Annotated in this window: 14 protein-coding genes; 5 read left to right on the top strand and 9 right to left on the bottom strand. The window is 63.6% G+C overall.

Translation table 11 applies throughout. From position 1 onward, the window contains the following. Positions 1–6 precede the first annotated feature (6 nt). The 5 genes from ACFWYE_RS20090 to ACFWYE_RS20070 all read left to right on the top strand — a co-directional run bounded on the left by ACFWYE_RS20090 (position 7) and on the right by ACFWYE_RS20070 (position 5099). Positions 7–1032 (top strand): isopenicillin N synthase family dioxygenase, encoded by a 1026-nt coding sequence (locus tag ACFWYE_RS20090; protein ID WP_379113788.1) that lies wholly within the window; start codon positions 7–9, stop codon positions 1030–1032. A gap of 247 nt (positions 1033–1279) precedes the next feature. After that, positions 1280–2314, top strand: a complete 1035-nt coding sequence (locus tag ACFWYE_RS20085; protein ID WP_379113786.1) for an amino acid ABC transporter substrate-binding protein — start codon at positions 1280–1282, stop codon at positions 2312–2314. An 11-nt stretch (positions 2315–2325) separates the two neighbouring features. Further along, complete coding sequence (locus ACFWYE_RS20080; protein ID WP_379062294.1) at positions 2326–3516, top strand: amino acid ABC transporter permease; 1191 nt, start codon at positions 2326–2328, stop codon at positions 3514–3516. Further along, positions 3513–4592, top strand: a complete 1080-nt coding sequence (locus tag ACFWYE_RS20075; RefSeq protein WP_379062292.1) for an amino acid ABC transporter permease — start codon at positions 3513–3515, stop codon at positions 4590–4592. Before ACFWYE_RS20080 ends, ACFWYE_RS20075 begins: the two co-directional genes overlap by 4 nt. A 33-nt stretch (positions 4593–4625) precedes the next feature. Next, a complete protein-coding gene (locus ACFWYE_RS20070) occupies positions 4626–5099 on the top strand; it encodes a GNAT family N-acetyltransferase (RefSeq protein WP_379113784.1) in 474 nt (157 codons plus the stop codon). Positions 5100–5156: 57 nt separating this feature from the next. On the opposite strand, the gene ACFWYE_RS20065 is transcribed toward ACFWYE_RS20070, so the two are convergent. The 9 genes from ACFWYE_RS20065 to ACFWYE_RS20025 all read right to left on the bottom strand — a co-directional run bounded on the left by ACFWYE_RS20065 (position 5157) and on the right by ACFWYE_RS20025 (position 14470). Next, positions 5157–6326 (bottom strand): trans-sulfuration enzyme family protein, encoded by a 1170-nt coding sequence (locus ACFWYE_RS20065; protein ID WP_379113782.1) that lies wholly within the window; start codon positions 6324–6326, stop codon positions 5157–5159. Further along, positions 6323–7711 carry a pyridoxal-phosphate dependent enzyme gene (locus tag ACFWYE_RS20060; RefSeq protein ID WP_379113947.1) on the bottom strand — a complete coding sequence of 463 codons (1389 nt, stop codon included), beginning with the start codon at positions 7709–7711 and terminating at the stop codon, positions 6323–6325. The genes ACFWYE_RS20065 and ACFWYE_RS20060 overlap by 4 nt, the downstream gene beginning before the upstream one ends. 291 nt (positions 7712–8002) lie before the next feature. After that, complete coding sequence (locus tag ACFWYE_RS20055) at positions 8003–8758, bottom strand: MBL fold metallo-hydrolase (RefSeq protein ID WP_379062286.1); 756 nt, start codon at positions 8756–8758, stop codon at positions 8003–8005. A 129-nt stretch (positions 8759–8887) separates the two neighbouring features. Continuing rightward, on the bottom strand, positions 8888–9628 hold the full coding sequence (locus ACFWYE_RS20050; RefSeq protein ID WP_379073153.1) for an ATP-binding cassette domain-containing protein: 741 nt from the start codon (positions 9626–9628) through the stop codon (positions 8888–8890). Between the two features lie 55 nt (positions 9629–9683). Further along, complete coding sequence (locus tag ACFWYE_RS20045) at positions 9684–10574, bottom strand: ABC transporter ATP-binding protein (protein ID WP_379113781.1); 891 nt, start codon at positions 10572–10574, stop codon at positions 9684–9686. After that, on the bottom strand, positions 10571–11422 hold the full coding sequence (locus ACFWYE_RS20040) for an ABC transporter permease (RefSeq protein ID WP_379113779.1): 852 nt from the start codon (positions 11420–11422) through the stop codon (positions 10571–10573). Before ACFWYE_RS20040 ends, ACFWYE_RS20045 begins: the two co-directional genes overlap by 4 nt. Then, positions 11415–12425, bottom strand: a complete 1011-nt coding sequence (locus tag ACFWYE_RS20035; RefSeq protein WP_379062280.1) for an ABC transporter permease — start codon at positions 12423–12425, stop codon at positions 11415–11417. The genes ACFWYE_RS20040 and ACFWYE_RS20035 overlap by 8 nt, the downstream gene beginning before the upstream one ends. A gap of 47 nt (positions 12426–12472) precedes the next feature. Then, positions 12473–14008 (bottom strand): ABC transporter substrate-binding protein, encoded by a 1536-nt coding sequence (locus ACFWYE_RS20030; RefSeq protein ID WP_379113777.1) that lies wholly within the window; start codon positions 14006–14008, stop codon positions 12473–12475. Between the two features lie 60 nt (positions 14009–14068). Further along, positions 14069–14470: a RidA family protein gene (locus ACFWYE_RS20025; protein WP_379113775.1), complete on the bottom strand. Its 402-nt coding sequence runs from the start codon at positions 14468–14470 to the stop codon at positions 14069–14071. Between the last annotated feature and the right edge of the window lie 41 nt (positions 14471–14511).

Genomic DNA, 14511 nt, shown 5'->3' with positions numbered 1-14511 from the left:
CTGAAGATGACCAGAATTGTACCCGTGCTCGATCTCAGCCGCCTGGAACAGGGCGCGTCCGAGCGGCGCACCTTCCTGGCGGACCTGAGATCCGCGGCCCGCGATGTCGGGTTTTTCTATCTGGCCGGCCACGGCATCGCGGTCAGCGAGATCGAAGGCGTGCTCGCTTCGGCGAAGCGTTTCTTCGAATTGCCGGAGGACGAGAAGCTCAAGATCGCCATGGTCAACTCGCCACAGTTCCGTGGTTATACCCGCACCGGCGGCGAACTGACGCGCGGCAAGGCTGACTGGCGCGAACAGCTCGATATCGGCGTCGAGCGCGAGCCGATCGTGCAGAAGTCGGGTGTCGCCGCCTGGACACGACTGCAGGGGCCGAACCAGTGGCCTCGGCTTTATCCGGACCTGAAACCGGTTCTACTGTCCTGGCAGGCGCAGGTGACCGAAGTGGCGATCCGCCTGCTGAAGGCTTTTGCATTGTCGCTGGAGCAGCCGGAGGATGCCTTCGACGCCATCTATGCCGGCGAGCCCAACCACCGCATGAAGATCGTGCGCTATCCCGGCCGCGATCTCACCGGCAGCGAGCAGGGCGTTGGCGCACACAAGGATGGCGGCTTCCTGACGCTTCTGTTGCAGGATCACAATGAAGGCCTGCAGGTCGAGTACGACGAACGCTGGGTGCCGGTCGATCCGATCCCGGGCACGCTGGTCGTCAACATCGGCGAATTGCTCGAACTGGCTTCCAACGGTTATCTGCGTGCCACGGTGCATCGCGTCGTCACGCCGCCTGCCGGCGTTGAACGCCTCTCGGTCCCGTTCTTCTTCAGCGCGCGGCTGGACGCTTCCATCCCGCTGCTTGACCTGCCGCCCAACCTGGCCGAGGAGGCACGTGGCCCGGCGAGCGATCCCGAGAACCCGTTGTTCCGCAATGTCGGCACCAATGTGCTGAAAAGCCGGCTGCGTTCGCATCCGGATGTTGCCAGGCGACACTATGCCGACCTCATCGAAAGCGGCTTCGCCTCCGTCGCGGCTTGAAGCTTTCTTCGTCTCCTCTCTGCTCGGCCGGGTTCAGACCCGGCCGTTTTTTTGAAGCGACAGGCGAGCGTCTGCTTCCACCTCCAAAGCTGCCTTTTTTCGGCAAAGCGCTTCCCGGAGCGGCGCAATTTTGGATTGCCGTTCCTTAGTCTATAAATTTTATGGAGTTACCGTTTGTCAGGGTCGGCGAAAGGGGGCTGAGCGCGATCGTTTCGGGTCGGCCTGTTACAGATCAGGAGTTATCGAGATGACATTTTTATCGCAACCCGGCGGCCTGTGGCGCCGTGCGGTGGCGGCGTCGCTGGTCGTGGCCGCGACCGCGTTTTCAAGCGTGGCCGATGCCGGTCCGACGCTGGACAAGATCAAGCAGCGCGGCGCAATCAAGGTCGGTGTCGGCACCACGCCGGGCTTTTTCGCGCCGGGAGACGACGGCCAGTGGAAGGGCTTCTTCGTCGACTACGGCAAGGCACTCTCCATCACCGTGTTCGGCACGCCGGACAAGGTCGAATTCACCAACTCCTCGCCGCAGCAGCGCCTGCCGGCGCTTCAGGCCGGTGAGTTCGACATCCTGCTGTCGGGCGTGACGGTGACCATCGCCCGTGCCCTGCAGCTCGGTTTCCACTTCGGTCCGACCGTATTCTATGACGGGCAGGGCATCCTGGTCCGCAAGGACCTCGGCGTGACCAAGGCGGCCGAGCTCGATGGTGCCACCATCGGCGTGCAGAGTGGCACCACCGGCGAGCTGAACATCGCCGACTTCTTCCGCAAGACCGGAAAGAAATTCACGCCGGTGACGATCGAGGAAACCGGTGAGTTCATCAACGCGCTGGAAACCGGCCGCGTCGATGCCATCACGCAGGACAGTTCCGATCTCGTCGGCAAGCGCACCCAGCTCAAGAAGCCGGATGACTACGTCATCCTGCCCGAGCGTCTGTCCAAGGAACCGCTGGCTCCCGCCATCGCCGGCGGCGACGATCGCTGGCAGGAACTGGTCAACTGGACCGTCAACGTCACCATCCAGGCCGAGGAATGGGGCATCACCTCGAAGAATGTCGATGAATTCCTGAAATCGGAAGATCCGGCGATCCAGCGTTTCCTCGGCGTCGATCCTTCGCTGGCGCAAGCGACCAATCTCGACCCGAAATGGGCCTACAACATCATCAAGACGGTGGGCAACTACGGCGAGATCTTCGACCGCAACCTGAAGCCGCTCGGCTGGGAGCGCGGTTACAACAATCTGTGGTCGAACGGCGGTTTGCTTTATTCGCCGCCCTTCCGTTGAGCCGTTGAACCATGACGACGACCGAAATCGTGCCGGGCCGTGATCGGCCCGGCGTGCTGAGCCGGCTGGTCGGCTGGTGGGGGCCACGGCCCGTCATCCAGCTGGCTGTCTTCGTCGCGGTCGTCGCCCTGTTCTGGCTGCTGGGCGCCAATGTTGCCGACACCATGCGGCGCATTGGCGTGACGCCCGGTTTCGGCTTTCTCGAACGGTCGGCCAATTTCGAGATCGGCGAGAGCGTCATCGCTTTCAAAGCTGGCGATCTTTATGTCTGGGCAATCCTCGCCGGGCTCATCAACACTGTGAAAGTGGCCGTGCTCGGCTGTGTACTCGCGACCATACTGGGCGTGGCTCTTGGTGTTGCCGGCCTGTCCGGCAATCTGCTCCTGGCGACACTCGTGCGCTGGTATGTCGAACTGATCCGCAACACGCCGTTGCTGTTGCAGCTGTTCTTCTGGATAGCGCTGGCCAAATCCTTTCCACCGCCCCGACAGGCGCTGTCCGCCTTCGATGCCCTGTTCCTGTCCAACCGCGGTGTCTTCGTGCCGGGCATCGTCATCGACGGTTTTTCGAGCCGGACCGTGCTTCTTCTGGCGGTCATAGCCTTGTCCTACGGCCTCTATCTCTACACCGCGTACCGTCGCCGCCGTCTGAGGTTCGGCAATGGCATAGTCGCAACACTCATCCTTTTGGCCGCCGCCACAGCAGCGTTCCCTGCCACAGGCGCTACGCTGGCTCTGGACATGCCGGTCCTCGGTGGTTTCAACATTCGCGGCGGTTATAGCCTCACGCCGGAATTCGCAGCGCTGCTCGCTGGCCTCACGGTCAAGTTCTCGGCGGCGATCGCCGAGATCGTGCGCGCCGGCATCCAGTCGGTCTCGCGCGGTCAATGGGAAGCGGCGCGGGCGCTTGGATTGCATCCGGGTCAGATCATGCGGCTGGTCGTGCTGCCGCAGGCCCTGCGCGTGATCACGCCGCTGATCACCTCAAGCTATCTCGACCTGACCAAGGATTCCAGCCTGGCGGTCGCCATTGGCTATCCGGATCTCGTTTCCATCATCAACACCACGGCCAACACCACCGGCCAGTCCTTCGAGGCGCTGGCGATCCTGATCGGCATCTATCTTGTCCTGAACCTTTCGGTGTCGGCGCTGATGAATGTCTACAATCGCAGGGTCGCCCTGCGCGGAGACGTGCCGCGATGAGCCTTGTCGATATTGCTTCCCTGCCGCTGATGCGCCGCTCCTTCGATTGGAAACCGCTGTGGAGCGGCCTGTTCGGCACCAGGCTGAACACGGCGTTGACCGCACTCACGCTGGCCTTCCTCGTCTGGCTGCTGCCGCCGCTCGCGCGATGGCTGGTGCTCGACGCCACCTGGAGCGGCACGGCGCAGGACTGCGCGGCGGCATCCGGCGCCTGCTGGGCCTTCGTGGCGGCCAAGCTGCGCTTCATCCTGTTCGCCTTCTACCCGCAGGACCTGCAATGGCGGCCAACCGCGGCACTCCTGCTTCTGCTCGGTCTGCTCGTCGTCACTGCCCAACCGCGCTTCTGGCGGCATGAACTTCTGGTCGCATGGCTGCTGGTCATCGGTCTCTGCTGGGCATTGCTCACCGGCACGCTGACCGGATCGCCGGTGCCGTCCAACCAGTGGGGCGGACTGCCGGTGACGCTGCTGGTCTGGTCGGTCTGCTTCGGGCTTTCCATTCCGCTGGCGGTTCTTTTGGCGCTGGCGCGACGTTCGAAGATGGGCGGCCTGCGTACGCTGGCGGTGCTGTTCATTGAACTGATGCGCGGCACGCCGATGGTGGCGATCCTCTACGTCGCTATGCTGATCCTGCCGATGGCCATTCCCGGCGGCCAGTTCGTCGACAAGACGGTGCGGGCCATCCTCATGGTCACCCTGTTCTGGTCGGCCTATGTCGCCGAAGTGGTGCGTGGAGGGTTGCAGACAATCCCAACCGGCCAGGAAGAGGCGGCCAAGGCGCTCGGCCTCGGCTATTGGCGCACCATGCAATTGATCGTGCTGCCGCAAGCGCTGCGCCAGGTCATTCCAGGCATGGTCAACCTGGCCATCGGCTTCCTGCTTGCCACCTCGCTGCTCGCCGTTATCGGCATCTTCGATCTGCTCAATGCCGCCAGGGCTTCGACCACTGATCCGAAATGGCTGGGTTTCTATGACGAGGCCTATCTGGTCGCGGGCGTCATCTATTTCCTGTTCTGCTTCGGGGGCTCGCGCTATAGCCGCTGGCTGGAGACACGGCTGAGGGCGCCACACCATTGAGGCGGAAGCGATGATGTCTCGCAGGAGATCGTCATGCCATCAGGGTCCGGCAACGCCATCGAGATCACGCCGCTGGAGCGGCATGACACGTCAGCCCTCGCGGAACTGATGGCCGACTATGCCGCGGCCATGGGCGGGACCGTACGTGAGCCGAAGCCGGACACTGTGCTGCGTCTCTTCGATGATCCGTCGGTCGGCCTTGTCGGTGCTTGGAACGGCGTTGCGCTTGTCGGTTTTGCCCTGTTCTTCGATCTGCCCGAGGCCATTTCCGGTGAAAGGGCAGGGCAACTGGACGACCTCTACGTGTCACCCGGCGCCCGTGGCCACGGCCTCGCCAAGGCGCTGATCTCGCACCTCACGGAGATCGGCCGCGAACGAAACTGGGTGCACCTGCGCTGGCTCGTGCCCGAAGACAACGTCGCCGCCCTGCGTGCCTATGAAGGCATCAGCGAAGCAGCTCCCTGGCAAAGCCGGGTCATCTGGCTGCGCAGGGAACTGGGATATTGAGGGCTCGGCCACCTTCTCCCACGGGGAGAAGGGGAGTGCCATGGAAGGGCGTTCCGCTTAAGCCGCCAGTGCCTGTGCCAGGTCGGCGATCAGGTCGTCGGCATCCTCGATGCCGGCGGAGAGGCGTACCAGCGAATCCGAGATGCCGATGGCTGCGCGCTTTTCCGCCGGAATGGATGCGTGCGTCATCAGCGCCGGATGTTCGATCAGGCTTTCGACACCGCCCAGGCTTTCGGCCAGCGCGAACAGGCGCGTGTGCTCCAGGAAGCGCTTGGTGCCGGCCAGGTCGCGATCGAGCTCTACCGTGATCATGCCGCCGAAGGCATCCATCTGCGTCTTGGCGAGCTTGTGCTGCGGATGGCTTTCCAGGCCGGGATAGAGGACGCGGCGCACATCTGATCGCGCCTCCAGCCAGCGCGCGATCGCAAGGCCGTTCGCGGAGTGGCGTTCCATGCGCAGCGCCAGCGTTTTCAGGCCACGCAGTGCCAGGAACGAGTCGAACGGCCCGGAAATGGCGCCAACCGCGTTCTGCAGGAATTTGAACTGGTCACGCAGTTCGGCATTGTCGCCCACCACCACCACGCCGCCGACCATGTCGGAATGGCCGTTGAGATATTTCGTCACCGAATGCACGACGATGTCGATGCCGAGTTCCAGCGGCCGCTGGATGTAGGGACTGCAGAACGTGTTGTCGGCGACCGTGATCAGCCCCTTGCGACGGGCCAGCGCGGAAACGGCGGCGAGATCGACAAGGCGCAGCAGCGGATTCGTCGGCGTCTCCACCCACAACAGCTTGGTTTCCGGCCGGATCGCAGCCTCGACGGCGGCAAGATCGGTGAAATCGGCAAAACTCACCTGCAGGCCGGCTGAGCGCTTACGCACGCGTTCGAGCAGGCGGAACGTGCCGCCATAGATATCGTCGGTCGCGACGATATGGGCACCCGCATCGAGCGTCTCGAGGATGTTGGCAATCGCTGCCAGGCCCGATGCATAGGCAAAGGCGGCCGAACCGCTTTCCAGATCCGCGACCGCGCGCTCAAAGGCGAAGCGGGTCGGGTTCTGGCTGCGGGCGTATTCGAAACCCTTGTGCACGCCAGGTGACTGCTGTGCATAGGTCGAGGTCGCGTAGATCGGCACCATGACGGCGCCGGTGGTCGGGTCATGGCTCTGCCCGCCATGGATGGTGCGGGTCGAGAAAGCGAGCCTGTTCTTGCCCTGGATGGTCATCGGTTGCGCCTCAGGTGGTTGATGAGATCGATACGGGTGATGAGGCCGACGAATTCGTCACCGTCGAAGACGATGGCGACTTCGTTGCGGTCGAAGACGGGCAGCAGCGCGTCCAGCGTCTGGTTGGCCTGCAGCGTGTGGAGGTCGGCGGTCATGGCCGTGCGCACAGGCTGGTCGAAACGCTGCCAGCGGCCGTCATAGGGACCGTCGACGTTGCCTAGGATGTCGCCTTCGTCGATGATGCCGACCAGCCTGCCGTCTTCCAGCACAGGCAATTGCGAGACGTCGCCGCGCCGCATGCGACCATAGGCGGTGAGCAACGTGTCATCCGGCCCCACGAACACCGTACCGCCTTCGCGATGCGAGCGGGCGACGAGGTCGGAAAGATCGCCATGCTGTTCGCGTTCGGCAAGCCCCTGTTCGGCCAGCCAGAAATCATCGAACACCTTGGAGAGATATTTGTTGCCGCTGTCGCAAACGAAGGTGACGACCCGTTTTGGCACTTTCTGTTCGCGGCAATAGCGCAGCGCCGCCGACAGAAGCGTGCCGGAGGATGAGCCGGCCAGGATGCCTTCCTTCGAAAGCAGGTCCCGCACGGCCAGCATCGAGTGCCGGTCGGAGACCGAATAGGCTTTCTTGACCAGTGAAAGGTCGCAGTTCGGCGGCACGAAATCCTCGCCGATCCCTTCCACGGTCCAACTGCCGGCCTCGATCATCTCGCCGGTCTTGACCAGCGGTGCCAGCACCGAGCCGACCGGATCGGCCAGCACCATTTCGGTCTTGGGCGAGACGCCGGCGAAGAAGCGGCCAAGGCCCGACAGCGTACCGCCGGAGCCGACGCCGACAACCACCGCATCGACGTCGCCGTCGAGCTGCTGCCAGATCTCCGGGCCTGTCGTGGTCTCGTGTGCCAGCGGATTGGCCGGGTTGGAGAACTGGTTGGCGTAGAAGGCTCCCGGGATTTCGGCAGCCAGTTTCTCCGCCATGTCCTGATAGTATTCGGGATGGCCCTTGCCGACATCCGAGCGGGTCAGCCGCACCTCGGCGCCGAGCGCCCGCAGGTGCTGCACCTTCTCGCGCGACATCTTGTCGGGCACGATCAGGATGATGCGGTAGCCGCGCGGGATGCCGACTTGCGCCAGCCCAAGCCCGGTGTTGCCGGCGGTCGCCTCGACGATGACGCCGCCGGGTCGCAGGCGGCCGTCCCGCTCGGCCTGGTCGATCATCGAGCGGGCGATGCGATCCTTGATCGACCCGCCGGGGTTCTGGCTCTCCAGCTTGATGAACAGCCGGCATTTGCCGGTATCGAACTTCTTCAGCTCCACGACCGGCGTCTCGCCGATCAGGTCGAGTACCGAGGCGACGGGCGGCTGCAGCCGCTTCATCGCGCCACCAGGTTCTGTTTCAGCTTTCGTGCTCATCGCAACGCTTTCTGACGAGGTTGCCGGATTGCTGCCAGCATGCGTCCTGATCGCAGAAGCGAGCGCCTCTTGTCGAAGGAAAGAATTTCCTTTGATTGACGATCAGTAGAATGCCGTTTCAGTTCTCCGGAATTGTTGCCCTCTGACTGCGTAACCATCCCCTGCATGAGAATGGTTTTCGCCGACGGCGTGCGAACAATATGGCGCTTCAAACGCGGTTGGCGAGTCCCTTGCGCTTGGACGGATGCTGCCGCGTTAGACCTTGTCGATGCGCACCGTTTCGCCATCCGCAGGGATGAGCAGGCGCTCGGCGCCTATGCCGGCAGCTTGCGCCGTGCTGCGCAGGGTAGCCCGGTCGACCGTGGCATGGTCGAGCGCTTCCATGTGCACGGCAATCACCTTGGCCTGCGGTGCCGAGCGGGCCACCTCCACGGTCTGCTTGTCGTCCATGACGATCAATTCGCCATCCCAGCGTGCGCCGCAGGAATGGGTGATGATGATGTCAGGCCTTGTCGCCGCGATCGTCTCGGCAACCGGCGGATAGAGTACGGTATCGCCTGCCCAGTAGAGCAAGGGTTCGCCTGCCGCTTCCAGGGAAAATCCGATCACTGGTCCCATTTTCTCGACCACCGGTCCCAATCCGTGGCTGCCGTCGCGTCGGGTCAGCCTGATGCCGTTCCAGGTAAGCTCGGAGGCAAGCGTGGTGACGTCTTCGAAGCCGAAGCCGCGGATCTTGTCCTCATTGCCCGGCTGGCAGATCAGCGGCAGGTCCTTTGCGATCACCGTCTGCGCCACCGTGTCGAAGTGGTCGGCATGCAGGTGCGAGACGATCACCAGGTCGACGCCCTCGAGGATTTCATCGATACCGACCGGCAGGTCGACCATCGGGTTGGGCGATCGACCGGTGAAGGAGGGGCGGCTGTGCCTGTCGCCAAGATCGGGGTCGACCAGCAGCGTCTTGCCGGCGACTTCGATCTTGAGCGCGGCGTTGCGGAACAGGCGGATTTTCATGAGATCCTCGGCACGATGCGATGGTGCCGATTTGTACCTCGCTCCTTGCTTGGGAGGAAGGCATGGCTTCATGCCGAGCCACGGAAGGACGAAAAAGATCGTCCTCCCTGCCGGATTGTACAGCCAATCCTACCAGCGCACCGCAGGGTCGGGTGTCGGAATGGCGTCGAGCAGTTCGCGCGTATAAGCATGCTGCGGCCGCTCGAACAGGTCGGCGGTTGCCGCATCCTCGACGATTTCGCCGGAGCGCAGCACGATGACGCGGCTGCACAGCCGGCGGATCACCGACAGGTCGTGGCTGATGAAGGCGAGCGTCAGCCCGAGTTCAGCAACCAGTTTCTCCAGCAGCATCAGCACCTGCGCCTGCGAGGAGACGTCGAGGCCGGAGACGATCTCGTCGGCGAGGATGAATTCCGGCCGCATGGCGATGGCACGGGCGATGCCGACGCGCTGGCGTTGGCCGCCGGAGAGTTCGTGCGGATAGCGCCGGGCGAACTCGGCGGGCAGGCCGACATGCTCGAGCGCTTCGCCAATCCGGGGGTCGTTCGTCCTCGCATTCAATGGCGCTGCCACCGTGCGCCCGACCGTCAGGCGCGGATTGAGCGACGACAGCGGGTCCTGGAAGATCATTTGGATGCGCGGCCTCAGCGGCCGCATCGCGGCATCGGAAAGATGAGCGATGTCGTGCCCGTCGAAGACCATGCGGCCGCCGCTCGGCTCGGCCAGCCGAACCAGCGTGCGCCCGAGCGTCGTCTTGCCGGAACCGGAGCCGCCGACTATGCCGAGGACCGCGCCACGCGGAATGGTGAAGCTGATGCCTTTCAGGATTTCCAGCCGCGGCGCCGATCCGAACAGCGGCTTTCGTGTCATGTCGGCGACATCGACGCGCAGGTCGGAAGCCTCGAAGATGTTGTCAGCCCCGTTATCAGCCACGGGCGCCTCCGTTCTGACGCCAGGCGGTGTCGCTGGCAGCCACTTCGGCGGCTACGGCATCGATCACTTCGCGCGGCACCGGCTTCAGCGACGAGGATGGATCGGTATGGCGTGGCGTCGCGGCCAGGAGGGCGGAGCTGTAGGCGTGCTGCGGGGCCGCGAAGAAATGTTCCACGCTGGTGTCTTCCACCACCTTGCCCGCATAGAGCACTGAAAGCGTGTCGCAGACCTTCGACACGACGCCGAGGTCATGGGTGACGAAGAGTAGGGCGGTACCGTGGCGCGCCTGCAATTCGGAGATCAGTTTCAGGATCTGCTTCTGCACGGTGACGTCCAGTGCCGTCGTCGGCTCGTCGGCGACGATCAGCTTGGGTTCGGCGGCGAAGGCCGACGCGATCAGGATGCGCTGACGCATGCCGCCGGAGAGTTCATGCGGATAGAGCCGCATGATGCGTTCGGGCTCCGGGATACTGACTTCCGCCAGCACCTCAAGCGCGCGCGCGGCGGCGCTTGCCTTGGTCCAGCCAAGGATGTCGACGAGGCGATCGGTTATCTGCGGTCCGATGCGCCGTGACGGGTTGAGCGCCGTCAACGGATCCTGCGGGATCAGTGCCGCCTTGGCGCCGATCAACCGACGCCGCTCGGCCGGCGACACCCTTTGCAGGTCCTGGCCATCGAGCAGGATCTCGCCTTCGATGATCTCCACGGCCTTGGGCAGCACGCCGAGCACGGCCTTGCCGATCATGCTCTTGCCGGCGCCACTTTCGCCAACCAGTCCGCGTACCGAACCAGCAGGCAGGCTGATGTCGACCGAACGCAGCAGGCGCTGGCCTGTGCCGGCAAGCCGTGCCGACAGCCCGCGTATCTCCAGGAAGCCGCTCATCGCAGCACCGGATCGAAACGTTCGCGCAGGCCATCGCCGAATTGCGCGAAGGACAGCACGGTGAAGAAGAGCGCGATCAGCGGGAATACAAGCACCCACCAGGCCTGATGGATGCTGGTTCGACCTTCCGCGATCATGCCGCCCCAGGTCGGCTGGTCGGTCGAGATCGACAGGTTCACGAAGGACAGGATTGCCTCGACGATGACGGCAATGCCCATTTCGAGCGTCAGCAACGCGATGATGGTTGGCAGCACATTGGGCAGGATTTCGGTGATCAGCGTGCGCAGCCGGGTGAAGCCGGCCACCTTGGCGCTGTGCACGTAGTCCATCTTCGACTGGTTGAGCGTTTCGGCGCGCACGACGCGGCAGAAGCGTGTCCAGTCGATGATGACGATGGCAAGGATGACCGAGGTGAGGCCGGTGCCAAGCACGGCGATCAGCAGGATCGCGAACAGCACCGGCGGAAAGGCCATCCAGATGTCGACCAGCCGGCTGATCAGGCGGTCGGCCCAGCCGCGGTAGAAACCTGCGACAAGGCCGAGCGCCGAACCGAGCAGGCAGGTGGCCGTGCCAGCGATCAGAGCGACGACCAGCGCGATACGCGCGCCATGGATGATGCGCGACAGCACATCGCGGCCGAGACTGTCGGTGCCCAGCCAGTAGCCGGGCTCAGCGCCTGCGACCCAGGCCGGTGGCAAACGGCCTAGCATCAGGTCCTGCGCCAGCGGATCATGCGGGCTGATCCACGGCGCCAGCAATGCCGCCAGCACGAACAGTGTCAGCCACAGGGCCGACAGCCAGAGCCTCGCACTGGCCCGCCGGCGTATCGAGCCGCGACCGTCAAGCATGACGCAGCTTCGGATTGAGGAAAGCATAGGTCATGTCGACGGCCAGATTGACGAAGGTGAACAGGATGGCGAACAGGATGACGATGCCCTGGATCAGCGGCAGGTCGCGGTTGATGACGGCGTCGATCGCCATGTTGCCGAGCCCTTCATAGGAGAACAGCCGCTCGATGATGACGGTGCCGCCGATCAGGAAGGTGAACTGCACGCCGACCAGGGTCAGCGTCGGCAGGATCGAATTGGGCAGTGCTTCCGACAGGATCACCCTGGTTTCCGAATAGCCCTTGGTGCGGGCGAGCACGGAATAGTCGAGGTTCACTGTCTCCTTCAGCGACTGCTTGAGCAGTTGCGAAATGATGGCAGCCAGCGGCAGCGCCAGTGCCAGCGCCGGCATGAACATGTGGGAAAGCAGGTCCGCGGTGATGTCGAAGCGCAGCCGCAGCAGGCTCTCGAACAGGTAGAACTGGCTGGTGAAAGGCAGTTCCAGCCGCGGCGACACGCGGCCCGAGATCTGGAACACGGGCCAGAGCACGCCGAACAGCAGGATCAGCGCCAGCCCCCACAGGAAATCCGGAACCGACAGGCCGATGCCGTTGGCGACGTCGATGCCGGCCTCCGTCTTGCGGCCCCGGAAACGCGTGCCGAGGATGGCGAGCGTGCCTCCGATGACCACCGCCATCGCCAGGGCCATGATCGACAGCTCCAGCGTCGCCGGCAGGCGATCGAGCACCAGCGACAGCACCGGCTGGCGTGTCGAGATCGAGGTGCCGAAATCGCCATGCAGCACATTGCCGAACCAGATGACGAACTGCTCGAAGATGGATTTGTCGAGCCCGTAGAGCGTCTTCAGCCGCTCGATATCGGCATCGGACGCGCCGGGCGGCAGCATCATGGCGATGGGGTTTCCGGGCACCACCCGGATGACGACAAAAACGATCACCGCCACGCCGAACAGGGTGATCAGCGTGGTGATGAGCCGGGAGACGGTCTGGCGAAGAAGCAGCATGAGGTGATGATCTCCGGCCCGGCGTGAACCGGGCCGGGGACTATAGCTTATGCGCGCTTGATCAGGTGCGGCAGCAGCGCACCCGATTTGTGCGGCGTCACCTTGAGGCCTTCGCGGTGCACGATCGGCTGCGCATATTGCAGCAGCGGGATCACCAGGCCTTCATCTGCGATGTAGCGGTCGACGTCCTTCCAGCCCTGGATGCGCTTGGCTTCATCCTTTTCACCCCACAGCGGGATGATGCGGTCGACGAGATCCTTGCCGTCCCACACCGAGTGCGGGCTCGGGCCGAACATGGCGAAGCCGGTCGAGGTGGTCGGATCGCCGACGGCGTTGCCCCAGTTGTAGAAGGCGGCGGGTGCCAGCTTGTCGGCGGCGCGCAGTTCGTAGTGTTGCGCGATCTCGTAGACCTCGATCTCCGCCTCGATCCCGACCTTGCGCCACATGCCGACGATCGCCTGGATCATCTCGTAGTCCTTCGGCTTGAAGCCGCGCGTGGTCTGGATCTTGAACTTCACCGGCTTGTCCGGCGAATAGCCGGAAGCGGCGAGCAGCTTCTTGGCTTCCTCGACATTCAGCTCGACCTTGATCGAGGCGTCGTAGGCTGCGTATTCCGGTGTCTCCAGCGTCGACAGCGGCACGCCATAGCCGCGCAGCAGGCGGTCGATCAGCAACTGCTTGTCGATGGCCTTGATGGCGCCGAGGCGGACGTTCTTGTCCAGCATCGGGTCGACGTCGTTGATGAAGATCATCGCGATGTCGGAGATGGTTTCGCAACTGCCCTTGAGCTTGCCGCCGATCAGCCGGTCGTATTCTTCATACGGGATTTCCAGCGTCACGTCGGAGTTGCCGGATTCGACTTCGGCGACGCGGCTGGCGGCATCGGTGACGAACTTGATGGTGACGGTCTCGAAGTCCGGCTTGCCGCCCCAGTAGTCGGGATTGGCCTTCAGGCGCACGAAGGCGTTGCGCTCGTAGCGATCGACCATATAGGGGCCGGTGCCGATCGGCTTGGCCTCGAAGCCTTCGGCGCCGACTTTTTCATAATAGGCCTTCGGCAGCACGTAGCCGGTCAGGAATGACATCCATTTGAAGATGGTCGGCTCAAACTCGATGACGTCCGCTTCGACGCGGTTGCCGGTGACTTTGAAGTTGCCGACCTTCGACCAGACGAACTGGATCGGGTTGCCGGTCTCGGCTTTGCCGGCGCGCGCCAGCGACCAGGCCACGTCCTCGGCGGTGAAGGGGCTTCCGTCATGCCATTTGACGCCTTCGCGCACGACGAGGAAGATCTTGGAGCGATCGTCGTTCCAGCCCCATTCGGTGATCAAGCCTGGTGCGAAGGAGAGATCCGGATTCTGATGGATGAACATGTCGAAGACGGACTGGTAGAAACCCTGGATGGTCGGGTTCACCGCCGACGGGCCGACAGTCGGGTCCCATGAAGGCAGGTTGACGTTGTAGGCGATGGTCAGTTCGTCCTTGCCCTGGGCAAAAACCTTGCCCGGCAGCGTCAGGCTGGCAACCGCGACGCCGGCGCCGGCCAGTTTGAGCAGGGTTCGTCTGTTTGGATGTCCGTTCATGGTCGTGTTCCCCATTATTATGATGCTTACTGTTGTGATTTGAGGCGATCGGCGGTCCGGTCAGAGGGCCGCGGTTGCCTCGATCTCGATGAGAAATTCCGGCATGGCCAGCGTCTGGACGCCGATCAGCGTGTTGGCCGCCGGCGTGGCCTCGCCGAAGAAGGCCTTCACTTCGGCCTCGATCGGGCCAAGTTTGTCGGGCGTGTGGTTGACCACATAGGTCCTCAGCCGCACCACATCGGCCGGTGTGCCGCCGACTTCCGCCAGCACCGTCTTGAGATTGGCCAGTGCCTGGCGCGCCTGCAGCGCCAGATCGCCGGGGCCGACGAGTTCGCCTGCGCTGTTCCAGGCTACCTGACCTGCCATATGCAGGGTGCGCCCGCTGTTCTGCTCGACGGCATGGGAAAAGCCGAACGGCAGCGACTTGTACATGCTGTCGGGGTTGATCGCCTTGCGCTTCATTTAGGTCCTCCCACCTCTGGAGCCCGCTCCCCGCGGGCTTT

This window comes from Mesorhizobium sp. NPDC059025 (assembly GCF_042739655.1).
In the GTDB taxonomy this organism is placed as follows: Bacteria; Pseudomonadota; Alphaproteobacteria; order Rhizobiales; family Rhizobiaceae; genus Mesorhizobium.
This window is presented reverse-complemented; position numbering and strand designations above follow the sequence as displayed.